At 58.6% G+C, this 24,388-nt stretch carries 19 protein-coding genes; 8 read left to right on the top strand and 11 right to left on the bottom strand.

Annotation, left to right across the window (positions count from 1 at the left end; translation table 11 throughout):
* Positions 1 to 15: 15 nt before the first annotated feature.
* The 4 genes from gpt to QD357_RS02315 all read left to right on the top strand — a co-directional run bounded on the left by gpt (position 16) and on the right by QD357_RS02315 (position 5,513).
* On the top strand, positions 16 to 513 hold the full coding sequence (gene gpt, locus QD357_RS02300; protein WP_107107843.1) for a xanthine phosphoribosyltransferase: 498 nt from the start codon (positions 16 to 18) through the stop codon (positions 511 to 513).
* 505 nt (positions 514 to 1,018) lie between these two features.
* Positions 1,019 to 1,168 carry a hypothetical protein gene (locus tag QD357_RS02305; protein WP_181316039.1) on the top strand — a complete coding sequence of 50 codons (150 nt, stop codon included), beginning with the start codon at positions 1,019 to 1,021 and terminating at the stop codon, positions 1,166 to 1,168.
* A 114-nt stretch (positions 1,169 to 1,282) separates the two neighbouring features.
* Positions 1,283 to 5,092 carry a vitamin B12-dependent ribonucleotide reductase gene (locus QD357_RS02310; protein ID WP_107107842.1) on the top strand — a complete coding sequence of 1,270 codons (3,810 nt, stop codon included), beginning with the start codon at positions 1,283 to 1,285 and terminating at the stop codon, positions 5,090 to 5,092.
* 163 nt (positions 5,093 to 5,255) lie between these two features.
* Complete coding sequence (locus QD357_RS02315) at positions 5,256 to 5,513, top strand: caspase family protein (protein WP_245407465.1); 258 nt, start codon at positions 5,256 to 5,258, stop codon at positions 5,511 to 5,513.
* 989 nt (positions 5,514 to 6,502) lie between these two features.
* Here QD357_RS02315 and QD357_RS02320 read toward each other — a convergent pair.
* From QD357_RS02320 to QD357_RS02345, 6 genes are all read right to left on the bottom strand, one after another.
* Positions 6,503 to 6,781, bottom strand: a complete 279-nt coding sequence (locus QD357_RS02320; protein ID WP_107107840.1) for a hypothetical protein — start codon at positions 6,779 to 6,781, stop codon at positions 6,503 to 6,505.
* 12 nt (positions 6,782 to 6,793) lie between these two features.
* Positions 6,794 to 7,675, bottom strand: a complete 882-nt coding sequence (locus QD357_RS02325) for an alpha/beta fold hydrolase (RefSeq protein WP_107107839.1) — start codon at positions 7,673 to 7,675, stop codon at positions 6,794 to 6,796.
* Positions 7,676 to 7,796: 121 nt separating this feature from the next.
* Positions 7,797 to 9,302, bottom strand: a complete 1,506-nt coding sequence (locus QD357_RS02330) for an alpha/beta hydrolase (protein WP_245407453.1) — start codon at positions 9,300 to 9,302, stop codon at positions 7,797 to 7,799.
* 109 nt (positions 9,303 to 9,411) lie between these two features.
* Entirely contained in the window at positions 9,412 to 11,604 is a 2,193-nt protein-coding gene (locus QD357_RS02335; RefSeq protein WP_146143989.1) for a hypothetical protein, read from the bottom strand.
* Positions 11,605 to 11,643: 39 nt separating this feature from the next.
* Positions 11,644 to 12,768 carry a phosphatase PAP2 family protein gene (locus tag QD357_RS02340; protein ID WP_414124007.1) on the bottom strand — a complete coding sequence of 375 codons (1,125 nt, stop codon included), beginning with the start codon at positions 12,766 to 12,768 and terminating at the stop codon, positions 11,644 to 11,646.
* 27 nt (positions 12,769 to 12,795) lie between these two features.
* Positions 12,796 to 14,559 (bottom strand): adenylate/guanylate cyclase domain-containing protein, encoded by a 1,764-nt coding sequence (locus tag QD357_RS02345; protein ID WP_107107835.1) that lies wholly within the window; start codon positions 14,557 to 14,559, stop codon positions 12,796 to 12,798.
* A 439-nt stretch (positions 14,560 to 14,998) separates the two neighbouring features.
* Between QD357_RS02345 and QD357_RS02350 the strand changes: the two genes are divergently transcribed.
* The gene (locus QD357_RS02350; protein ID WP_245407452.1) at positions 14,999 to 15,997 is read left to right on the top strand and encodes an acyltransferase family protein; all 999 of its coding nucleotides are present in this window, start codon (positions 14,999 to 15,001) and stop codon (positions 15,995 to 15,997) included.
* Positions 15,998 to 16,060: 63 nt separating this feature from the next.
* Here QD357_RS02350 and QD357_RS02355 read toward each other — a convergent pair whose 3' ends face one another.
* On the bottom strand, positions 16,061 to 16,657 hold the full coding sequence (locus tag QD357_RS02355) for a cation transporter (protein WP_245407451.1): 597 nt from the start codon (positions 16,655 to 16,657) through the stop codon (positions 16,061 to 16,063).
* A 198-nt stretch (positions 16,658 to 16,855) separates the two neighbouring features.
* Here QD357_RS02355 and QD357_RS02360 point away from each other — a divergent pair, with 198 nt between their 5' ends.
* Positions 16,856 to 18,478 (top strand): ABC-F family ATP-binding cassette domain-containing protein, encoded by a 1,623-nt coding sequence (locus tag QD357_RS02360; protein WP_414124008.1) that lies wholly within the window; start codon positions 16,856 to 16,858, stop codon positions 18,476 to 18,478.
* A 3-nt stretch (positions 18,479 to 18,481) separates the two neighbouring features.
* Here QD357_RS02360 and QD357_RS02365 read toward each other — a convergent pair whose 3' ends face one another.
* From QD357_RS02365 to QD357_RS02380, 4 genes are read right to left on the bottom strand one after another with little or no spacing between them, the layout of a single operon-like run.
* Entirely contained in the window at positions 18,482 to 19,495 is a 1,014-nt protein-coding gene (locus tag QD357_RS02365; RefSeq protein ID WP_107107833.1) for an OmpA family protein, read from the bottom strand.
* Positions 19,489 to 20,478, bottom strand: a complete 990-nt coding sequence (locus tag QD357_RS02370; RefSeq protein WP_245407450.1) for a hypothetical protein — start codon at positions 20,476 to 20,478, stop codon at positions 19,489 to 19,491. Before QD357_RS02370 ends, QD357_RS02365 begins: the two co-directional genes overlap by 7 nt.
* Complete coding sequence (locus QD357_RS02375; RefSeq protein ID WP_107107832.1) at positions 20,478 to 21,296, bottom strand: hypothetical protein; 819 nt, start codon at positions 21,294 to 21,296, stop codon at positions 20,478 to 20,480. Before QD357_RS02375 ends, QD357_RS02370 begins: the two co-directional genes overlap by 1 nt.
* Positions 21,274 to 22,722: a hypothetical protein gene (locus QD357_RS02380; RefSeq protein WP_414124009.1), complete on the bottom strand. Its 1,449-nt coding sequence runs from the start codon at positions 22,720 to 22,722 to the stop codon at positions 21,274 to 21,276. Before QD357_RS02380 ends, QD357_RS02375 begins: the two co-directional genes overlap by 23 nt.
* A 261-nt stretch (positions 22,723 to 22,983) precedes the next feature.
* On the opposite strand from QD357_RS02380, the gene QD357_RS02385 reads away from it, so the two are divergent.
* Positions 22,984 to 24,000 (top strand): ketopantoate reductase family protein, encoded by a 1,017-nt coding sequence (locus tag QD357_RS02385; RefSeq protein WP_107107830.1) that lies wholly within the window; start codon positions 22,984 to 22,986, stop codon positions 23,998 to 24,000.
* A gap of 150 nt (positions 24,001 to 24,150) precedes the next feature.
* A complete protein-coding gene (locus QD357_RS02390; RefSeq protein WP_146143988.1) occupies positions 24,151 to 24,378 on the top strand; it encodes a hypothetical protein in 228 nt (75 codons plus the stop codon).
* The last annotated feature ends 10 nt before the right edge of the window (positions 24,379 to 24,388 follow it).

Consider the following 24,388-nt stretch of genomic DNA (forward strand, 5'->3'; position numbering starts at 1 on the left):
CGGAGCCTTTGAGCCATGTCCCTCCCCGATAAAGCCTTTCCCGTATCCTGGGATCAGTTCCATCGCGATGCCCGCGCCCTTGCCTGGCGACTTGCCGGACTCGACAGCGAGTTCAAGGCAATCGTCTGCATCACGCGCGGCGGCCTCGTCCCCGCTGCCATTATCTCGCGCGAACTCAATATTCGCCTGATCGATACCGTCTGCGTCGCCTCCTACCACGACTATGCCAACCAGGGCGAAATGAACCTGCTCAAAGGCATCACGCCGGAATTGACGGTCGATGGCGGCGAAGGTGTGCTTGTCGTCGACGACCTGACGGATACCGGCAAGACTGCCGCTGAAGTGCGCACCTTGCTGCCGAAGGCGCATTTCGCCTGTCTCTACGCCAAGCCGAAGGGCGTGCCGACCATCGACACCTTCATCACTGAGGTTAGCCAGGACACCTGGATCTATTTCCCCTGGGACATGGGCTTCACCTATCAGGAGCCGATCGCCAAGGGTCATCGCGGCTGACCCGTCATAGGGCTTCACGCGAATCAGTTGTGATTCTGCTGGGTGTGCCAAAACTGGACACAGGCATCAGCAATAGAGGTGGGCGCTCCGGCGCCCACTATATTTAGTAGTTGGCGAGATACCAAGATTTCGTGGGATTCAAGGCCTTCCGCGCGAATCATGAGGGGTTGCTGCATGCTTTTGCCCCTCTGCCAATGGCTTGGAAGTCACGGTCACAATATTGTCGTGTTTATTTCCGTTGCGGGTAGCGTTCGCCTCATAAGCGGTCGCGCGAAGAGCGAACAATTTCGGCCAAGCGCTTGAATCTTAGAGACTCCTGGCGTTTCCCCAATTTCCACAGGCAAGCCCACAAGATATTGTGGTTAAAAATCCGTCGCAAACCACGCCTTGACGGAATCGGGTCTTTCAAAGTTAATGACTGACGTTGCGGCGGCAACTGGACCGGGCAGAATTACGGGGGCTGGTCCTTAACTCGAAATCGGATTTGGATTCAGGGCGATGCATCATGATCGATGGCGCCATGGAGGCTTTTTGTGCCGATGTCGATGCTGCCAAAAAAAGACATGCGGGGACTGGCGGCAATAAGCTGTTAATACTATATTTAGTGTTTGCAGCCACCATCACCACAAGATACAGGCAAGACATCTCCGGATGACACCTCCTGTCAGAAGCGGATTGAACACTGGCTGCGCGCTGAAACCGCGAAGCCAGATCAGGATTTTTGCGCCTCGTTACGAGGACGGGCGCCAACGAATTGAGGTATGGGATCATGCGCATCGAACGTCGATTTACGAAGGCCGGCCAGTCACCCTATGCGGAGATCGAATTCCGCAAGGCGACGAGCGAGATCAAGAACCCTGACGGTTCGATCGTTTTCCGCCTCGAAAACATCGACGTGCCGGCGCAGTTCTCGCAGGTTGCCGCCGACATTCTGGCGCAGAAGTATTTCCGCAAGGCCGGCGTGCCTGCCAAGCTGAAGAAGGTCGAGGAAAACGACGTTCCTTCCTTCCTGTGGCGCTCCGTGCCCGATGATGCGGCCCTGAAGGATCTGCCGAAGGAAAGCCAGACCGGCTCCGAAACCGATGCGCGCCAGGTCTTCGATCGTCTCGCCGGTACCTGGACCTATTGGGGCTGGAAGGGTGGCTATTTCTCCTCCGAAGAAGACGCTTCCGCCTTCCGCGATGAGCTTGCCTACATGCTCGCCACCCAGCGCGTTGCTCCGAATTCGCCGCAGTGGTTCAACACCGGCATGCATTGGGCCTATGGCATCGACGGCCCCGGCCAGGGCCATTTCTATGTCGATCCCTTCACGGGCAAGATCACCAAGTCCAAGTCGGCCTACGAACATCCGCAGCCGCATGCCTGCTTCATCCAGTCCGTCGAAGACGATCTCGTCAACGAAGGCGGCATCATGGACCTCTGGGTACGTGAAGCGCGTCTCTTCAAATATGGCTCCGGTACGGGCTCCAACTTCTCGCTGCTGCGCGGCGAAGGCGAAAAGCTGTCCGGCGGCGGCCGTTCTTCCGGCCTGATGAGCTTCCTGAAGATCGGCGACCGCGCTGCCGGCGCCATCAAGTCGGGCGGCACGACGCGCCGCGCCGCCAAGATGGTTGTCGTCGACATCGACCATCCGGATATCGAGGAATATATCAACTGGAAGGTCAAGGAAGAGCAGAAGGTTGCTGCCCTCGTCACCGGTTCGAAGATCGTTGCCAAGCATCTGAAGGCAATCATGAAGGCCGCCGTCAATTGCGACGGCGACAATGACGATTGCTTTGACCCGGCTAAGAACCCTGCCCTGAAGCGCGAAATCCGCGCTGCCAAGAAGGATCAGGTTCCGGAAAACTACGTCCAGCGCGTCATCCAGTTCGCTCGCCAGGGCTACAAGGATCTCGAGTTCAAGACCTATGACACGGACTGGGACTCGGAAGCCTACCTCACCGTTTCCGGCCAGAACTCCAACAATTCCGTCTCCATCAAGGACGACTTCCTGCGCGCTGTCGAAAACGATGGCGACTGGAACCTGACCGCCCGCAAGGACGGCAAGGTCGTCAAGACCGTGAAGGCGCGCGAGCTGTGGGAATCCATCTCCTATGCCGCTTGGGCATCGGCCGATCCGGGCCTGCACTTCAACACGACGATGAACGACTGGCACACCAGCCCGGCCGCCGGCCCGATCCGCGCGTCCAATCCGTGCTCGGAATATATGTTCCTCGACGATACGGCCTGCAACCTCGCTTCGCTGAACCTGATGACCTTCAAGGATGCGGCGACGAAGCGCATCAACATCGGCGACTACGAGCATGCCGTCCGCCTTTGGACCGTCGTTCTCGAAATCTCGGTCATGATGGCGCAGTTCCCGTCGCGCCGCATCGCAGAACTCTCTTACGAATACCGTACGCTCGGCCTCGGCTATGCCAATATCGGCGGCCTGCTGATGTCCTCCGGCATCCCCTATGACAGCGACGAAGCCCGCGCCATCGCCGGCTCGCTGACCGCGATCATGACCGGCATCGCCTATGCGACCTCGGCCGAAATGGCATCCGAACTCGGGACCTTCCCGATGTTCAAGCCGAACCGCGAAAACATGCTGCGCGTCATCCGCAACCATCGTCGCGCTGCTTACGGCGAGACCTCGGGCTATGAGAGCCTGTCGGTCAATCCGGTGGCGCTGATCCATAGCCACAATCCGGACCAGGACCTCGTCGCCCACGCCAAGGCTGCCTGGGACCAGGCTCTGAGCCTCGGCGAACAGCACGGCTACCGCAATGCCCAGGCAACCGTTATCGCGCCGACCGGCACGATCGGCCTCGTCATGGATTGCGACACCACCGGCATCGAACCGGACTTCGCCCTGGTGAAGTTCAAGAAGCTCGCCGGCGGCGGCTACTTCAAGATCATCAACCGCGCCGTTCCGGAAGCACTGCGTGCACTCGGCTACTCCGAAAGCCAGATTGCCGAGATCGAGGCCTATGCCGTCGGTCACGGTAACCTGAACCAGGCGCCGGCCATCAATCCTTCGACGCTGAAGGCCAAGGGCTTCACCAATGAGAAGGTGGAGGCTGTCAACGCCGCGCTGAAAAGCGCCTTCGACATCAAGTTCGTCTTCAACCAGTGGACGCTCGGTGCCGACTTCCTGAAGGGCACGCTGAAGGTTTCCGACGAGCAACTGGCTGACATCAGCTTCAACCTGCTCGACCATCTCGGCTTCTCCAAGAAGGATATCGAAGCAGCCAACATCCATGTCTGCGGTGCGATGACGCTGGAAGGCGCGCCGTTCCTCAAGAACGAGCATCTCGCCGTCTTCGATTGCGCCAATCCCTGCGGCAAGATCGGCAAGCGCTACCTCTCGGTCGAAAGCCACATCCGCATGATGGCCGCCGCCCAGCCCTTCATCTCGGGCGCCATTTCCAAGACGATCAACATGGCCAACGAAGCAACCGTTGAGGATTGCAAGAACGCCTACATGCTCTCCTGGAAGCTCGGCCTGAAGGCGAATGCGCTTTATCGTGACGGCTCCAAGCTCAGCCAGCCGCTGAACGCCTCGCTGATCGACGACGACGATAACGAGGATGCAATCGAAGAACTGCTGCAGGCCCCGGCTGCTGCTCAGGCCGTCACCGTCACCGAAAAGATCATCGAACGCGTCATCGAAAAGGTTGTCCGCAGCCAGGAAAAGCTTCCGGGTCGCCGCAAGGGCTACACCCAGAAGGCCAAGATCGGCGGACACACCATCTTCCTGCGCACCGGCGAATATGATGATGGCCGTCTCGGCGAAATCTTCCTCGACATGAACAAGGAAGGTTCGGCGCTGCGCGCCTTCATCAACAACTTCGCCATCTCGGTCTCGCTCGGCCTGCAATACGGCGTGCCGCTCGAAGAGTATGTCGATGCCTTCACCTTCACCAAGTTCGAGCCGGCCGGCATCGTCACTGGCAACGACGCGATCAAGAACGCCACGTCGATCCTCGACTACGTGTTCCGTGAGCTTGCCATCTCCTATCTCGGCCGCCACGATCTTGCTCATGTCGACACCTCGGACTTCAGCAACACCGCCCTTGGACGCGGCGTATCGGAAGGCAAGGCGGATGTCGTCTCCAAGGGCCTGACCCGCGGCTACAAGCCGACGCTGGTGCCGACATCGGGCGAGCGCCAGGCAGGCGAAGTCAAGGGTTCGGCCACGGCCGCTCCTGCCCGCGCCTCTTCGGGTGCGACGATCACCTCCATCGCCGGCAATACCGCGCGCAAGCTCGAACCCGCCGGCGCCATCTCCACCTCGGAAGTCGTTGCCTTCAAGCGCGACTATGAGGAACGCGCCAAGGAGCTGGCCGAAGAGATCGCCGAGGAACTGGCAAACGAAACCGCCGAAGCCTCCACCGCCCTCTTCACCGACAAGGCGGCAGATGAAGCGGCAACGGCAAAGACGGAAGCCAAGAAACTGGAATCCGAACGCCGCGCCCGCTCCATCATGCAGGGCTACACCGGCAACATGTGCACGGAGTGCCAGAACTTCACGATGGTTCGGAATGGAACTTGCGAGAAGTGCGACACTTGCGGCGCGACGAGCGGGTGCAGCTAAGCATTCGCCTAAGCTGTAGTGACGTGAGAAACCGAACCAAGTATTGGCCAAAAGGCGTTAGAACTGGCCATTTTGGAACCTAAAACTGGCCAACACCACATTCGACTATTTCCGGGCGCTGAAAAGTGCCCGGAAAGGCTTTAAGGAACAAAAAGTGAATGCGATGGCTTTCAGGGGTTTGTTTGTTGGTGTCAACCGTTATCAGTCGCCCAAGATCCGTGACTTGTCATGCGCGGCCCGCGACGCGACCGCGCTCGAAGCGATGTTCGCCGATACCCTCGGCGGCCCGACCGTTCTCGTGACTGATCAGGAGGCCACCCTCTCCAGGATCGAGACAGAACTCGAAACGCTCTCCCAATGCGACGCGGACGACACGGTGGTGATCGCCTTCTCCGGTCATGGTTCGGAGAAGGCGGTGTGATGACGACCACGCATCTCATAGGCGTCGATACCGAATTTTGCGGGCCTTTCCGCTCGGCGAAAGTTTCTGTGAAATTGCTGCGTGGAGTAGCGGCATGGTCGAAGGCGCGTGGCGCTCGCCAAATCCTCGTTCATGTGAGTACTGGCTACGCTCTCAAGCAAACAGATCGGCTGATCCGCGCAGGCGGTGGGATATGTATTGGTGGGAGCTATTTGGTCAAATGCAGCTAAGGATGGTTGTCCTTCGCGTCAAACCCCGGAAAGTCCCAGCTCCCGATGGCCCAAAATCGGGGTGCATTTCAATTTTGCACCGCCACCAAGGATTGCGGATGAATTCGCTCAGTCTTCCTTGGATCGTCGGGCCGGTGCCGATTATGCTGACGGCATGGTCCGCCATTGTTTTCGGAAGAACTGTAAGCTCTAGGCGTGCGCTCAAGATCGGGAGCGGAAATATCGCCTCTTCATTCGTACTATCTTTGGGATTGTCTTCAATCATTTTCCAGAGGTTATATCCTGAAGGTGGGTTTATAGTATTCATACTTAGCCAGCTTTTCTCGTCAGTATTCTGCTGTATTATTACAAATACTGTAAATTATTTCAGCAACGATGACGCGGATTTTCCGCGAAAGGATTTATCATGGATGACGTCCATAAAGGTTATACTTGTTGGCGCTATTACTTTTTTTCTGTTTAACATAGTTTATTTTTTGCTGTCTGGTAATAAGTGTAACGGCCAAAGATGCTATGCGTTTGAGTACTTATTTGGAAGAAATGATAAGATATTTTCCTCACTGTACATAGGATACTTCGCTCCCACTGTATTTCTGACGATATCCATATTTGTATTTTGGGAAGCGGTGAAAAAATTTCACCTGTATTTACGCGCGCGATAGGCAGCCAATAATAAGAGGATATTATGGCTACGAACAATAGCGCCGCCACTCCGAGATGCTCGGCGGGTCGGCGACCGTAAATCGCCACCAAATCGACCTATACAATTAGGGACGGAGCATGCCCAAGGTTTAACAGGCAATCTATGGTTTCCTGATCCCAGCCTTCTTGCTTCAGCCACTCATTCAGTTCGTCTACGGTATCAAAAACAGGACTGATGGGGCTGCCCTCACTAACGTTTTCATAGACTTGATACGAGGTGAGAGAGGCAGGATCGGCATAATAGAGCGGCTCCAGGTGGCCACCGACCATCAACTCGCCATCCTCATCGACTGGGTGCCTAAATCCGGGTGGAACTCGAACGATTTGTGTCCCCATTTTACCTTCCATTCAGAACAATGATTTGTGCGTAACCTGACCAATAGACATACGTCTAATTGATAGTTCTACCGCGTCACATGCAAAACGATATAGCTCGCTGTTGAACCTACCAGGATACTCCAGAAAAGGTGCATGTCCCGTCGCGGCATACCACGATGCTGTCGCTTGAGGGTACAATGCCAGAAGGTGCCGCCCCATCGCCGGCAGGATCACGGTGTCTTCTTGGCCATGGGTTACAAGGACAGGCACGGCAAGTGCTGTCAGTACATCATCGGAATCGACCTCCCGGGCCAGCAGGGCAGCCCGAATCTTCGCTGGCACGGCCATGTTCCAGCAAATTGCCGTTTCGAAGACCTCGGAAGGCAGTTGCGAATAAGTGCACCCGCGCACGAAATTGCGGATTGCTTCGATATTGCCGGGCAGGTCTTCGCCGGTGGCACCGATGACGTGGTCGAGGAAGCCCGGGCCGATCAAGGTGCCGAGCGCCGCCTTATTCATCGTCGTTGCCGCGCCGACGAAGTTGATGCCCGCAACATGGGCAATACCGTGGGCGCGGAGATAGTCGCAAATAATGAAGCCGGCGTAGGACCAGCCCACAAGAACCGGACTGCCAAGGTCGAGTTGATCTATGACGGCGGCGATATCGTCTGCCCAAAGCTGCGGTTCAGTATAATGCTCGGCCTCAAGGGGAGCGTCCGACATGCCGTGACCGCGGAGGTCCAAGGCTACCAGGCGAAAATCCTCCGCAAGCGTACTTTCATACTGGTTTTTCCAGCAGAGATGGTTTTGTGACCACCCGTGGATGAAGAGGATCGACGGCGCATCTTCTTTTCCCCACTCGCGAACATGCAGTCGCAATCCGGCGCCGCCCGTTACATTGTGAACCTTCATCGTCGTCCCTCCTTGTCAGCATCGCAAACTGTCGGAAGCATTCTATTCTGCGCGCGTGAGAAAGAATGTGGAAGGAACCGTTGAAAATGCGGGGCCAATCGTTGAAAGCGCGCAGCAGCAGCTACGCTGTTTCGGCGACGAAGCGCGTTACCTCACGAATAAACTGCTCAAAGGCGGGTTCGTTGGCGAGGAGAATGTGATTGGCGCTGTCGAGATCGACAAATCGAGCTCCAGGGATGCCGGTTGCGAACTCCCTTCCGGACTGAAAGGGAACGACGGCGTCTTTTCTTGCGTGCAAGACGAGCGTCGGAATCGTCACCTGCGACAGGACATCCGAAACGTCGATCTCTCCGAATGCCTCGTGCAGGCGACCTGCGTTGATGGGCGACACCGAAATGCGCTGCAGTTCGTCAAACCAATCCATTTGCACCTGATCCGCCCCTGGAATGAACATTGCGGTGAACAGATGCCGGAAAACCGGATTATTCTGCCCCCATCCTTCCCGGATCAATGCTGTCATTGCCTCATGGGTGGCGACCTCATGGCTGTCACTTCGTTTGCGCCAGCCTTTTACAAATCCTCCGTATAGGATGAGCCCCGAAACTCGTTCAGGATGGCGGACGGCGTAGGCAACGGAGACAGCGCAGCTTTGCGATACACCGAGAAGCGTGAACCGGTCGAGGCCCGCCGCATCGACCACGCTCTCCAAGTCCGCAATCATCGCCTTGAACGAAATTTCCTCGGCAACCCAGTCCGAAAGACCGTTACCGCGTTCGTCATAGCGTATGAGCTTCGTTTTCTCCGAAAGGGCGTCGATCCAATGCCTCCACACCGGACTTTCCCAATCATATTGCAGATGTGACATCCAGTGTGCGGCTCGCACGATCGGCGATCCCTGCCCACACACCGCGTAGGCAATTGTTACCCCGTCGGTGGTTTTGCAGAAGCGAATTTCCTGCGATCTCTTGCTGGGGGTCACCGGTGGCGACGGGACAGCCGTTTCAAAAGTCGCAGAGACCGAAGGCTCTGACCACCGCCCAGGAAGACCGACGGCGGCAATCTCTTCGGTAAGGCGATCGAGCACCAGGGAATAAGCATTTGCTCGCTCGGGGCTGTCTTGAAGGCGTCGAATGAGGGCGCGCAGAATTGCCATGTGTGCCCGAAGCGCCCTATCTCGGTGGTACAGCCGCCACGCTTCAAAGTTTGGGCAATGCTGCAGGCAGAGGCCTTCGAGGAATTCACCGCGAAATGTCGTGGCAAGCGATTCCAATGTCTCCGTATCCAAGACGTCGAGGTCAGCGGGTCGAAGGCAAGCTAGGCCATTGAAGTCCACCTCGACCGTCTGGGGGCTGAGGAGAACGGAATTGTGGTCCGCATGCAGACGCACATGACCTTCCGTATTCACGATTGGCCTGAGTTTGTGGAGGCTCCACCTCAGCGAAGCACGAGGGTCGTCTGGAACTTCCCAGAACATCTTGCAAAGATGCTCGCGGCGCTGAGGTCTTCCGACAACGGCCAAATAGGCAAGAAGAGCGCGGGTTTTCTTCGACTGCGGCAGAGGCAGAAGCTGTCCCTGCCGCGTGACATTGAGTTCGCCCAATACCTTGATGGTGAGCTGGCCAACCATGATGCACTGACCCGACGGAGTGTTCAGCCGAGAGCTTAGAGCAATGCAGCTCAAGATGAAATCGGCTTACCGTTAGGTGAGCCTCGAGAGCTCTGAAACTGGTCTTTCGTCAGGTATCGACATCGTAGCGCTTTGGCCGACCTGGTCGCGGCCTTACGATCCGGCCGGCGCCGCATCGTTCTCTGCTAAAATGGCCTTGCTGGTTGTCATGCTCCCGCGACTCGCCAGTGTCTTCTGACGATTGCCTTCGGGCGTATTCTTCGGCCGCCGCAAATTGGGAAATCGCCTCGCGATTGCCAGGCCCGCCGTCTGCCAGCATGTCCGCTACCAATCTGACGATTTGCGGGACGGCAACGCTCGTTCCGCTCATGGCGACCGCAGACCCGCTTCTCGAGCCGGCCCCGAGAATGCCGTTGTGAACCCGTGAATCGTCGCTGACGCACGCCGCATCAGGCCCGACCCGATGAGTGTGCTTATGGCGGGTTGGTGCGACTGGACCGCCGGCTGCATATTTTGGCGGTCTGAGGTCCTTCTGCTGGACCCCGCCGACCACGATTGTTTCCTGTCCGGTAGCGATGGCGTTTATGAGGCCGCCTCGCCTGACGATACAGGGATTGCGCTCGTCATCCACGTCTACCACGTCGCCAGTGACAGGATTGAACCGACGATAGCAGTCTGCCTCGAAGTAGGATTGCCGACCACGGCGCGAATATCCGTAGATCACGTCGTCCCATTGAATCCATGCTTCCAGCTCCTGTCCCGGGCGCAGGCTGGAGTTCGTGATGATGACCTTCCAAGCCCCTGCCGGCGCCGTTGCGCCGCTTGTCGCGGGGTTGTCGAGGGGTCGCAAGCGCGCCGTGGGTTGCAGCGAGATAATAAAAACACCCCGTTCCGTGGGAGACGAACGAAAGGCGTAGTGCGCGCACCCGACGACCTCGCCGTTCGAGACTAGCTGGACTCCCGAGCCCACCTCTTCCTTGAGGGGCGGACTCCGCAGCCCAGACGGTGTTTCGACGGATATCGTCACCCGGCTCGGGTCCCGCTGCTTTCGTGGATCATGCGGCAACCAGATTTCCATCTGCGTTGGCGTACTATCATCGGGCTGAACGTGCCACTTGAGAGTCACCGGTTCGCGGGTTCCATTGAATTTAACCGCGACGTGGCATCGCGAAAGATTTGCATTGCCAGCGGGCAAAACAATGCGCAGCGGTGCGTCCCGCTTAGTAACAAAGTCGTCGAGAGCTTGCTCGAGATCGAGAGTACCGTCGTGCGGTCCCGCGAGCATGCCATAGCTGAAATTGATGACAACCGGCAACGGCCGCCATGAGCCGTCGGGCAACAGCCCCTTTCCTGCCAGGCGATCCGCTCGATCGAGGATGTATCTGATCGCGGCCGTCGCAAATGTTTTGAGGTTGGAACCGGAGGTATCCGCTGTCACCGAAACCGGAAGCTGAACGGCGATGATCGGGCGGTTCATGGGCGCGTCGACTGGGTCGTAGCCGGCCGCCTGATCGAGTACATGGGTGCCGTGCGACAATTGCCAGGCGGCAGCCTTGTGGTCGGGATCGCGAAAGTCGATTAGACCTGCCTCTCGATAGAGCCCCTCCTCGTCAACCAGCCCAGCTTGGTCGTAAGCCTCCAAGAGTTTGTCGATACCCCTGTGCGGCGGCCGATCGAGTTTACATATCTCGCTTCCGAAATCGACGGTTGAACCGTCATTGTCAAAAATGCCGTCCTGACGCCAGACATATTGAACACGCGAGCTGCCGTCAGCGAGGCGAAACCGCTCATGGGCAAAAGCGATCCCATCATCGATGATACCAATAACAACTGTGCCCTCCGGCCAGTGGCCAGGGGAGACGACCGGTAGACGAACAGGTTTCGATGCCGGAACGCGGCGCTTCCAATGATTGGGCAGCGATTTCCGATTGAGAGGCAGGCTAAAGTCGATCTGTTTCGCAGTCTTGCGAATTTGGCCGAATGGCCCCTCCCCCCGTGCTAGGTCTTCGAACACAGCTTTTCTCACGAACGCGACCATGTGTTGGTCCTCTTTCGCATCATGATAGAGAGACGGTACGAAGACTCCACTTTCCCACCCGCCTTGCTGAGCATCGACCCTATGAAAGGACTTCATCATTTCGACCATGGATGTGTCGAGCGGACCGATCGTACAGGGGATCAAGACGTTATCGTCGCCCCGCGAAAAATCACGGAAGCCAGGCCCGAGAACCCAATCGGCGCTGGGATCTATCCCTTCGATTCGGCAATAGCTGTGTTCAAGGTCAGTTTTTCGCCATTCCATGATCGCTTCTCCCTCACTGCTGGGTTGGGTCAAGGGCAATCAAGACCACTCGGCCAGCGCCTTTTCCCACAGCCAAGTGAGGATAGGAGAGACGGCACCAAGTTTGTGACGGCCCAGCTCCGCGGCGCATGGAGACCTCGCATCCGGAGCAATTTGCCGCTGCCGCTGAACGTCGTACCATCCCGCCCAATTGAAATCGGCATCTTCCGGATAGGCTTCGCCGTCGAAGGACCAGGCATAGAAGTCGGCCTCCCCGCTAAACCGGCGGCAGAAATATTCGCCTAAGGTCAAACCCAGGAGCGCACCCGCCGCACTGTCGACTGGAAAGTGCACGCCGGCTACCTGCCGATTAACAGCGACCCGTGCCGCCTGCCGAAGCAGTTGAACGGCATAAATGTCCTGCTCGTAGACGGGATTGGGCGAAGCCCGGAGAAGCTGCACCAGTACAATGGCCATTGCAAAGGACTCAGTTGAGTGGCCGCTGGGCAGACTGCCGTGTTCCGGCGTAAGAATCATTGGCTGTATCTGTGGCGAGTATTCCATTGGCCGTCGGCAAGCGAGTGCGTGCTTCATGCGAAATTCGACAAACTGAGCGAGCCGGAAGACGGCGCCTAGAAGTTCAAGCGTCCAACGCGCACGGTTTGGGGCCATATATGCGACGGAAGCCAGGAAGGCGGTCGGCCCATCGCGCTGCGCCAGAATTTCAGTAACCCGATCTGCCCGTAAATCGGCATAGTTCGCAACAAGCTGAAGTTGGCCAAGGAAAACTTTCTCAGTAGGTCGGACCATTCTGACGAGCGGGCGATAGCGAACGTTTGGCACGGCGTCGTCCGGGTCATGTGCAACCTCCAAATGCCAGACATTCATGCTTCCCGCAGGATCACCCATCCCTTGAGAGAAGCCAATGCGGGAATGAAGCTCGAAGTCGACGACCTGTTCTCGCCGTTCCTGAGCCCATCTGGTCATGTTGGCAACGTCATCAAGATCCAGTTCCTGGGGCACCGCTTCAGGCCGGCGAAAATTGCCGACAATTCCGTCGCGATTGTTTATCAGCGCGTCAGCGACCAGCGGCGCGTCCGTTCCAAAGAAGACATCGTCCTCTGTGCCGTGCCCGCCATGGCCACCATGCCCCCCCTGCGATGCCTGCGGTGATATGTTGCTCATTTGCCTATCCCCCTATTGATGCATCCCCTATTGCGGCACTCCAGCTTTCAGCAGCACATCGGCGATCAACTTGCCGATTGAGAAAGCTGCGCTTGGCGTACGCCTCAGGTATCCGCCAACCGTAAAACCGGGCTCCAGAGTTAGGAGCTGTCGCGCGGATTCGCGCGCGTCCTCGTGCATGCCGAGCTGCCACTGTGCGACGATGAGAACCCGCCAAGTCGAGGTGTGCATCCGGTTCGCGCGCAGAGACCGCTGCGCAAGATTCAAGGCGCGAGCGTAATTGCCCGCCGTGAGATTCGCTGACGCGACCAGCGAATCGTAGAAAAACCGGTGCAGATCGAGAGGGGACAGCAGCAGCGCGAGCTCGGTATCCCTCACGGCTTGGTCTCCCTCGTCGCAAAAGGCGTGCATCATTCCTCTTAGCAAGAGGGCCAGCGAGTCACTCGGATTGGCCTGGATCGCAAGGTTGTAACGTTCCCGCGCAATATCGAAACGCCTAAGGAGATTCGTGTGCACAAAGCCATCGACCGCGAGGGCGAGCGAAAAATCGGGATCGGAATCGAGAGCCCGTTTTGTCAGCTCGAGCGCTCGGTGCGCATCATCCATGACGTTGTCGGACCAGCCTTGCTGCACGCGCAGCACATGCCACTTCGCCAACCATGCTTGCGCGAGTGGTTGATACGATCCACGTTCCAAGATCGCTTCCAGCATTTTGCGGGCATCGTTGAAGTCGCCAAACCTCAGGCGATGCATTGACACAATGGCGCCCATAAGAAGGGCGTAGCTCTCAAGCGTCGGAAGCGGCTGCGAGCGTGTACGCCGCAGTTCGCGTGCCATGATCGCATTGCTGATCTCGGCAACCGTGTGACCAACGATTTCCTGATCGCCCTCGAGAATTCCTATGATCCGCTCCGTCAGGCGGTTCTCCCAAACGATTTGCCCTGTCTTTGTGTCTGCCAGCTCTGCATCCAGGCATACGCTGTCGCCGGTCACCCGGCAGACGCCGGAGACGGCATAGTTGGCGTGCAGGTGCAGTCTCACCTCATCGAGATCCAGTTTGCGTCCGGCGAAAGCGGTCGTTGAGAGCCGTGAAATAACGTTGAGCTCTTGCATACGACACAACGCCCGGATGATCTCGTCGGCCAAGACCTCCCCCAGAATCCCGTGTTCCTCGGCTTCGCCCCGGACGGCGAAAGGGATGACAGCGAGGGTTGGGCGCAATTCGCCCAACGACCAATGGGACTGGACCACGGGATGGGCTCCCGGCTGTCCAATTCTAAAGGCGCGTACGGGGGCTTCGATGTTCTTGAGATAGCACTCGCCCAGGTCCTCAATGTCGGCATCGAGGAGAGGCGTCAATTGTCCCCGCGCACGCTCAGAGATGACGATTTCGCCCGGACCGGCGAGGCCCATGAGCCTGGCGGCGAGGTTCACGCCGCGCCCGTAGAGATCTTGGTGCGATATGATCACATCGCCGACGTCGATGCCGGCGCGCAGCAGTATCTGGGAATCGGGCGGCTGTTCGGCGTTGTCGCGAGCACTTGCGTTCTGGATCTCGAATGCTGCCGACGCTGCCGCCTGCATATTTTCGAATTCAAGAAGCATTCCGTCGCCGAGATGCTTGACGACGCGCCCCCCCGATCCAGGCAGAATGGAGTTCTCGATGCTGTCCACCATGCCGAGCCAACGCACGATGGTCCCTTCTTCATCATGTTCAATGAGACGAACGGAATCGACGACATCAATGAATAGAATCGCTCGGGACGCGTGCCCCAACTCGCCTATGTTCATGTCGCTGGCCTTTTCAGAAGGGTATATGCAAAATGCACATACTTGCTTTTCCGAGAATCCAGATACGGATGAGATTAAGAGCGCCGGACGCTGAGTACCCTAAAAAAGTGTACCCAACATGCCGTGGCATTGATATCACCCAAGACGTACCATCTTTGGGCTAGGTAATACCTGAGATGCGGCGTTACCTTCGAAGAGGTATGTACTTACCGAGGGGCGGCGGAAGCGACAGGCAGGCGTTCTGCGCCGAAATGCCCGATTTCCGTCACGAAACCGGCGGGAAATCATCCGTTTTCACTGAAATTGTTGCCACGGTGACATCAGGTCCGCCGTGCCCTCCAAGTTGTTCTGCGTGAGTGTCCGGCCTTTCGACTCATTCTCTCGCCAAACCGGCCGGCAGGCCTTGGCGATAGCAATCCAGTCGCGCGGGGGCACCGTCTTGAAAATCAGCAGCGACATCAAAAGCATTCAATATCTGCGCGCCATCGCAGCGATCTCCGTTCTCTGCTTCCATGTCAGCGACGCATATGGACTGGAATTCAGGGTCGGAGCGGCGGGGGTCGATATATTCTTCGTCATCAGCGGCTTTATCATGTGGGTCACGACCGAGGGAAAACCGGTCGGTCCGCAAGAGTTCATGGTGCGCCGGCTATTCAGAATAGTGCCGCTTTACTGGATTGCGACGGTGGCGACATTCGTCATGGCCGTGTTGAAACCGCAGTTCTTCTTCAACATGGACACGACGGTCGGGAATTTGATCGGCTCGCTGCTTTTCCTGCCCGTCATGAAGGGCGAAGCAATGCATCCGATCGTCGAGCAAGGATGGACCCTATCCTACGAGATGTTCTTCTATCTCATCTTTTCCATTTCGCTACTTCTGCCGGAGTTCAGGCGGCCATGGTTCCTCATGGCGGCTCTGGTGACCGTCGTCATGGCGCATTACCTGCTGCCGCTCGGCTATCTCAGTGTTTTCACAGAGCCGGTCATCCTCGAATTTGCGGCCGGCATCGTCATTGGGCGCCTGTGGAAGCAGGGCTTTCGCCTGTCTTTTCACGCCTCTATCGGCTTGATGGTCGTCGGATTCGTATTGCTGCTGGCAAGTGACCTGATGCCCCATGTCGACCGCGCGGTTCGCTGGGGCATACCGGCGGTGCTGCTGTTGTCGGGCGCTGTTTTCGCCGAACGGGAGCGCGGTGTTCCCAAACTTTCGTTCCTGCATTTCCTGGGGGACGCCTCTTATTCCATCTACATTTGGCACGTACTTACCGGCGTCCTGGTCACGGCGCTGCTGTTGCGCATCGGGGTGCGACACGCCGCACAGCCTGTATTCCTTGCATTGGGTTCGCTGGCCTTTGCGATCGTTTGCTACCTGTTCATAGAGCGTCCGATACTCCGAAAGATGCGACCGTCACGCCCGCAGCCGGCATATCGCGGCTGACGCATAGGGCCGGATCGGGGCTGTCTGAGGCGTATCAAGCGCGCGAAACATAGGAGTGAACGCTTATGGTTGGGCCGTGCGGTGCTCGTTGCGCGCGGCACTCCACACCTCGCGTGCAGCGTCCGCATTCATCGCGGCGATCGCCAACCCCACGATGAGGTCGGGCCAAGCCGAATGCCAGACGAAGGCGGTCATAAGACCGGCTGCGATGATGGCGATGTTTGCGAGAGCATCATTGCGGGCGGACAGAAACGCCGCGCGTGTAAGGCTGCCGCTATGGTGACGGTAGCGGGTGAGCATCAACGCGCAGGAAAGGTTGACGACAAGCGCACCCAGGCCCGTCAACGTCAGCGGCAGCGGATCGGGTGCGACAGGGGTCATGAACTTCTGCCAGGCAGTCCACACCGTGGCGAGACCGGGCACGAGCAATATGCCGGCCAGCGCCATGCCTACGCGAGCACGGTTGCGTGCACTCCAGCCGAGCGCAACGGCGATCAGCAGGTTGATGGAAGCGTCCTCAAGGAAGTCGACGCTGTCGGCAAACAGGGACACCGAACCGATCGACAGCGCGACCAGAAACTCAATCCCGAAATAACCGAGGTTCAGGAGGGCCACCTGCCTTACCACGCGCTTCACACCTTCGCCCATCAACACGGTCATCGTCACTCCTTCTGCTCTGTTGACCTGGAAGCGTTGCTCCGCATCTCCTCATGCACCTCGAACAGCGCGCAACTAGAATAGCCACTCTATGTTACATAGGCTTCTCAGAAATCGCTCATTCTCCCACCCGAAAAGCTGCGACAGAGCGCACGACCCGTGGCATAAGGCGCCAAAACTTTCTTCGGGCCTCGCGTAGACATGATTCGTATCGAGAATATCAGCAAGCAGAACAGCCATCGCATCCTCTTCATCGAGGCATCCGCTGCGCTCAACAGGGGCGACAGCGTCGGGCTCGTCGGCCCGAACGGCGCGGGCAAGACGACGCTGTTCCGGATGATCACGGGACAGGAGCAGCCCGATGAAGGGCAGGTTTCCGTCGATAAGGGCGTGACCATCGGCTACTTCAATCAGGATGTCGGCGAAATGGCTGGCCGCAGCGCCGTCTCCGAAGTGATGGAAGGCGCCGGCCCCGTCAGTGCGGTTGCCGCCGAGCTGCGCGAGCTGGAAGCCGCGATGATCGATCCAGATCAGGCCGATAAGATGGACGAGATTATCGAGCGCTATGGCGAAGTGCAGGCTCGTTATGAGGAACTGGACGGTTACGCCCTCGAAGGGCGTGCGCGCGAAGTGCTGGCGGGCCTGAGCTTCAGCCAGGAGATGATGGACGGCGACGTCGGCGCACTGTCGGGCGGCTGGAAAATGCGCGTGGCGCTTGCCCGCATTCTCCTCATGCGCCCCGATGTCATGCTCCTCGACGAGCCGAGCAACCATCTGGATCTGGAAAGCCTCATCTGGCTGGAAGAATTCCTGAAAGGTTATGAAGGCGCCTTGCTGATGACCTCGCACGACCGCGAGTTCATGAACCGCATCGTCACCAAGATCATCGAGATCGATGGCGGCTCGTTGAGCAGTTATTCCGGCGACTATGCATTCTACGAACAGCAGCGGGCGCAGAACGAAAAGCAACAGCAGGCCCAGTTCGAACGCCAGCAGGCAATGCTTGCCAAGGAAATCAAATTCATCGAACGCTTCAAGGCGCGTGCCTCGCATGCCTCGCAGGTGCAGAGCCGCGTGAAGAAGCTGGAGAAGATCGATCGGGTGGAGCCGCCGAAACGGCGCCAGACCGTCGCCTTCGAATTCCAGCCGGCGCCGCGCTCTGGCGAAGACGTGGTCAACCTGAAGAGCGTTCACAAGAAGTATGGCAGCCGCATCATTTATGAAGGACTGGACTTCATGGTGCGGCGAAGGGAGCGCTGGTGCATCATGGGCATCAACGGCGCCGGCAAGTCCACCTTGCTGAAGCTGGTGGCGGGCTCGACGCAGCCGGATGGCGGCAGCGTCGCTCTGGGCGCCAGCGTGAAGATGGGATATTTCGCTCAGCACGCCATGGACCTCCTTGACGGCGAGCGCACCGTCTTCCAGTCGCTGGAACACGAGTTTCCCCAGGCGGGACAGGGCTCATTGCGCGCACTGGCGGGATGTTTCGGTTTCTCCGGCGATGATGTCGAGAAGAAGTGCCGGGTACTGTCAGGCGGCGAGAAGGCGCGGCTCGTCATGGCGATGATGCTTTTCGATCCGCCAAATCTCCTCGTGCTGGACGAGCCGACGAACCATTTGGACCTCGACACCAAGGAAATGTTGATCAAGGCCCTGTCGCAATATGAGGGCACCATGCTGTTCGTTTCGCACGACCGGCATTTCCTGGCCGCTTTGTCCAACCGCGTGCTGGAATTGACGCCCGAGGGTATTCACCAATATGGCGGCGGCTACACCGAATATGTGGCACGCACCGGCCATGAGGCTCCGGGTCTTCGGAGCTGAGCCTCAGCGTACGCTGACGGGGGACGCCGTTGCATCGTTGATCACGGCAACGGGCGTGGTCCTGCCGCGGACCCGGATTTCGATGCGCCGGCGGGATTCTACGGCACCCGCCTGCCCTGCCGTGATCGTATCGCCCGGCAGGATCAGTTGGGCGGCCGACATCGGCAAGATGGTGACGTTCTTCAGCTTCGGATTGGCCTTGAGGACATTGGCGACCGCGACGGCGCGCGCCAACCCCAGCCCGGCATTATCAGCAGGCTCGACAGCCGATATCGGCAGTTTGCCATCCATTGCCCCGATCAGCGTATCGTCGAGGTTCGAGCTTGGCCGCGATACGCGCTGCTCGTCCGTGTGGCCGATCACCTCGACAATATCGGCATCGTAGAGGCTGAGATTGCTGGCAATCTCATTCGAGATTGTGGTGTCGAGCATGCGTTCAAAAGTCTTGGTCAATTCGGCGCTGCCCGACTGGAAATAATTCTTCTTGGCGTCGTCAAGATTGATGATCGGCGGCCAATCATGAGCGCCTTTTCCGCCGCCCTCTCCCGCCAGCAGCTTGCTCACCTCGTCGGGCGCCTTGGCGAGATCGACGCCATGCTGCTTCAGCACGTCAGCGATTTTGGCGAGCTCCTGCAGATCCTCCGGCTTCGTACCATCGGCGCTCATGCTGTCCAGCGTCTCGCGCGCCTGGACCAGTTCACGCCATTCCTTTTCTAGCGTCGCGCGGTCGTCCGCCGATAGGTCGCCGGAAATCAGCTTCAATTGCAGTTGCACGATGCGCGCCGCCTGCTCGGATTGTTTCTTTTCCAGGAGCACAAGCCGTTGCTCGGCATCTTTCAATTTCCGCTCGGCCTCATAACGATGGTTCCTCTCCGCGGAAATCATGGCGGCAGCGACCAGAAGCAGGCAGAAGACCAGCAGCAGCATGGATTCGGCCATGGTCAGGCCGAGAATGAGCCCGCGATTATAGCCCTTGTGTTCTAGCTTTGGCGCAGTGTCCGAGACGCGCATCACCATAGATGCCACCGTCGCTTACGCCTTGGCGGTTCGTTTTCATTGGCCGTGACCGCCGTTATCGCTCCGGAGAGCGTCTCATCGCCCATGGGTGCAACATGGGGATCGATCGGCTTGAGTTCCGGCGGAAACGATCGTCCCGGCAAATCCGCCATGCGGCTCAATGTCTGCTCGATATTCTTCAATGGCTGCAACTGCGCCTCGGCCATTTCCTTGATGGCGGCAATGGCCGGCGCCAGCTCGGCGCGGACGACGTCTTCGGGCGAGCGGATTTCCTCGAGCTTCTTGCCGACAGTTTCAACGGCCGTGCCGAATTTGCCGATGATGTCGGAAAGCTGCGATGTCGTTTCCGTCAGTTGCGCAGCCGCCTCGTTGATCGGCGTGACCGCCTGCTTCGCCAGGACTTCCAGGATCTTCTGAATTTCCTCGCCGCTGCGTTCCGCCTGGCGCCCGATCTCCTCGAAACCCTCCGACAGCATCTGGTTGCTGACGCGCCGGTAGTGGGAGAATTCGCGCGACGAAGAGTCGAGTTCCGAGCGCACGCGGCGTGTCATCTCCGCCAGCTCGTGGCGGACGCTGCGCTCGATATCGATCGGATCACGGCGCATCTGGTTGAAGAGAATGCGGAGCGTCACGCCGGCGATGGTGGAGGTGACGGCAATGCCGAAATTGCGGACGATCGTCTCGATCGAGGTCTCGCCGGCAAAGAGGTAGAGGGAGACGCCGAGGCTCGACAGGGTGAACAGAAATCCCATGTAGTAGAGATTGTCGCCCGCCTGCTCGTTGTGCAGGCGAAATCCGGCGAAAGCCACCGAGATCACGAAATAGACTGCCATCAGCAGCAGCGGCACGCCGGTCACGATCGGCAGCGGCCAACCGAGCAGCTTCGACGTCCAGATGAAAATCATGCCGCCGACGGTGACCAGCCCGAAGAGGACCATCGGCCCATAGTCGCGTATGGCCAGCCTCGCCTCAACATCGGCCATCAGCGTATCCCCTCCAATCGGACGAAGCCGTCGAAATAGCCATTATTGCTCTTGATCCACTGCGCCCAGAAATTTGCGAGCTCCTCCATAGTGAACTTCATGTTCGGCCTTTGAAAGGCGAGTATCCTGATCATGACACCATCCAGTGACGTCCGGAATTTATCACGCGCGGGGCTCTGCTGGAATTTCTGATAGGAGGCACCGTCGCGATAGTTCGAGAAGGCGTCGGTATGTTCAATCATGTCGGACGCGATGTAGAGATGTTTCGGTATGCCACCGGCAGTGCTCGCAAAGACTTCCAGATTGATCTTCTGGATGGCAGCCATGATCGGCGATTGCTTGCCCGCCTCCCCGACGCTCAGCTTACCGGCGATATCGGCAAGCGGCTTTGCGAAGCCTTTTTCCCAGCGCGCCTGCGCCAGGCGGGGATTGCTGGTCCATTCGTCGACACTGGCACCGCTTCCCGGATTGCAGCCATGGAAGGTCTGGATCAGTTCGCCCTCTTTCTCCGTCAAAGCATAGATGTCGATCGCGCCGCCGACGGGCACATCGGCGACGATTTTCTGGAACTGATTGCGCAGGTCGAGCGCCGTCGTGTCCGAGATCGGATCGGTGACATCGAGCAGGATCGCCGTTTCTGCCTTCGGGCCATCCACCGGGCAGAGCGAGGCCTGGTCGACCGCGACATTGCCGCTCGCCTTGTAGCGAAGCCAGCCATAGGCGCCGACAATACCGAGGGACAGAACGGCGAGGCAAACCGTCGCGATGATAAGGCCGGCCGAACTGCCGGCTCGGCTACGCCGCTTGCGTCGTGCCAATGATGCCCTCCGGGAAAAGATTATCGAGCTTGTGATATTTCTCGATGGCGCTTTCGAACTCGTCGCCGATCCGCTTGATCTGCTGGGTCAACTCGGCCTGCGCGCTCTGAATGCGCTCGCCGAGCACCTTGTCGTCCCATTCCTCATCGGTGTGCAGAACCGGCGTCAGACGCTCCAACTGATAGCGGGATGTGAAATAAGCTGGCTCCGGCTCCGTCCGCGCACCTCTGTTGGCCTCGCGATAGATGGTGAGAAGCGTATTGGCCGTGCGCTCGAGATGATTTTGATGTTCGAGGAAGAGGCCCGCCGTTCTGGCGCGATGGGCGATGATGGCGGCGGTCTCCTGCCGGCGCATGCTGAGATCGCGGATGATCTCTTCGATCTTGCCATTGTGTTCGTCGCGGATATCCCGGAGATCGTCGATCAGATCGAGCTTGCGGTCGATGTAGTTGCTTCGCGCCGCATCGAGGCGTTTCTGCACGCCGGCAAACCCCGGATAGGGATCGGTCAGATAACAGCCGTCGATGAAGGCGATGAGCGAGAACATCAGGCCGACGGCAAAAAGCATCCAGGAATTCAGCTCCTGCAGACCCAGCGGCGCAGTCTTCAGCCGCTGCATGACCTCCGTGCCGGCGCCGGAGAGAATGGTTGCCGACACTTCGCGGTAGTGCGCCAGCGCGATGTTGATCGCGAGCGCCACGGCGACATAGGCGACCAGGCCGAGCAGACCAAGCAGCTTCAGGAAGAACGACCTGTGCACAAGGAAGCGCACGCAGAAGAAGGAAAACATCAGCGCCGCGCCGATGTTCAGGAAGGCGAAGGCCGCCGCCTCCGTAACACCGCCGACCATGCCCTGTGCGCTCCCCTTGGCAAGGAAGCTGCCGTTCATCACCATCTCGATGAGGATGAGAAAGATGATCAGCGCAACCTTGAAGGCCCAGGCGGCCTCGCTGGAGACCTTCGCCGCGCGCTGCAGCCTGTGCCGGGACTTGAAGTCGACCATCTCGTCCTCGGCAGTCTTCAGATTGCGACGCAGGCCGTGCAGCTCGTCGACGCCGCTTGCAACCTCTGCCTTGAAATCCGAAACGCTGGACGCATTCGCCTGCCGTATCAGCCCGAACTGACCTTCGAAATCGAGATTGCGCAAGCGGCTGTCGAAAGTCTGGAACTGGTCTTCCAGCACCTGATAGGAGCTTTTCTTTTCCGCCTCGACCCAAGCGATGACACGCTGCTCGGTCTCATCGAAAGACTGAGCGCTTTGCCCTGGCCGGTTGAGCCCGCCGTTGGCGGCGCCCTTCTCCTTCAGGCTGAGCGTCGTACTCAGCTTCTCAATATCGACAACAGGAAACACGTCGGTAGAGGCCTGAAAATCATGGCTAGTCTCCCGAACGGTCTCCCAGAGGCGGTTTAAGGCTTCGAAACGCAAAGATCTTCCTCGGCGACACGATCAACTTTAAAAGGACCAGCGACAAACCGATACCGCACTGGTTGTTTCTGGTCCAGCACCGCCGCCGACGTTAAAATGTGATTGTGGTAAAGAATAGCCCGAGCGGACGATGCCGGTTCGAGTTCGACCATAGTTTCGATGAAACGGCGGAATTGCGCGCCAACTCTGCCCGCCGGGTCTCGCCAAATCATGGAGACGACCTAACTTCTTCCGATCGCTACGGACCTGGAGATCAAGGCTATGGCATCCCCCTCGCTCAAAACCATCTGCGTCTACGGCGCGGGCGCGCTCGGCGGCGCCATCGCGGCGAAACTGGCTTTGGGACTGAGGGAGCAAGCGACCGTTTCCGTCGTGGCGCGTGGCGGGCATCTGGAAGGCATTCGCGCGGATGGCTTGCGGGTCTGGGAGGCTCAAGCGGACAGCCCGCTCGTGGCGCAGGTGACTGCAACGGACAACACCGCGGAGCTTCCGCCACAGGACTTGGTAATCACGGGACTTAAGGGCCACCAGCTCGATGCGGCAGCCCCCGGCATCGCCAGGCTCCTGCATGATCGGACGCGTGTCATGATGGTCCTGAACGGCATACCCTGGTGGTATTTTCATCGGGATGAGCAAAGCGGCCATGCCGAGCGCCAGATGGAGGAGCTCGATCCGAACGGCAATCTGTGGCGGCTGATCGGGCCTCAGCGCGTTGTCGGCTGCGTCGCCTATCAGGGCGCCGAGGTCATCAATCCCGGCGAGATCAAGCTCAGCAACAACGGTCATTTCGTCCTCGGAGAACCCTCCGGCGAAACGACCGCCGACATCGAAGCGATCGCAGCTCTCTTGAAGCGCGGCGGGGTCAACGTCTCGATCTCACCGCGCATTCGCGACGAAATCTGGAGCAAGCTGATGGGCAATGCCGCCTTCAATCCGATCAGCGCCCTGACGCGAGCACTGATGTCCGACATCATGGACAACCCGGCCCTGTCGGCCATGGTCGGCCAGGTGATGAACGAGGTGAAGACCGTTGCGGAAGCCTTGGGTGCACGCCTGGCGATTTCCGTCGAAGAACGCCTCGAACGCTCCCTCCAGATCGGTCCGGTACGCACCTCGATGCTGCAGGATCTGCTAGCCGGCAAGGCGCTGGAAATCACGCCGCTGGTCGGCATGGTCGTCTCGCTCGGCAAGCTCGCCGGTGTCGCGACGCCGACTTCGGCGACAATCCTGGCGCTGGTGACGCAGTTGGACCGGGAGAACTTGCGGGTGGCGGGATAAGCCTGTCATCCGCCGACTTCCCCGCCTGCCCCGCCCGGTTCGGTGAACCTCTGCATCTTTATATCTCCCCTATTTCTTTGCCCTCTGCCTCGAATGGATTTCCTATGCGGGTCGGCGCTACCGTGGGGATCAGATGCAGAGGTAGACGCCATGCTTGAGACACACTCCACCAACCTTGCAGAGTCCATCCGTTTTCTTGTGCGGGGCAGCGACGAAAGACGCCAACGCATTGTCGCTTCTACCCCCACGGCCAAAGCCCCACCGAAGCGACGGCTTCGCGACCGGCGTGTCCGCGAAAGACGTACCTTCTACGCCATGTTCGCCTTCGGGCTGCTGCTCGGCGGCCTTGAGCTTTTCATAGTGCTGCATGCTCTCTGAGCGGCCAGAA

The organism is Rhizobium sp. BR 317 (assembly GCF_047445835.1).
GTDB classification, from domain to species: Bacteria; Pseudomonadota; Alphaproteobacteria; order Rhizobiales; family Rhizobiaceae; genus Rhizobium; species Rhizobium paranaense.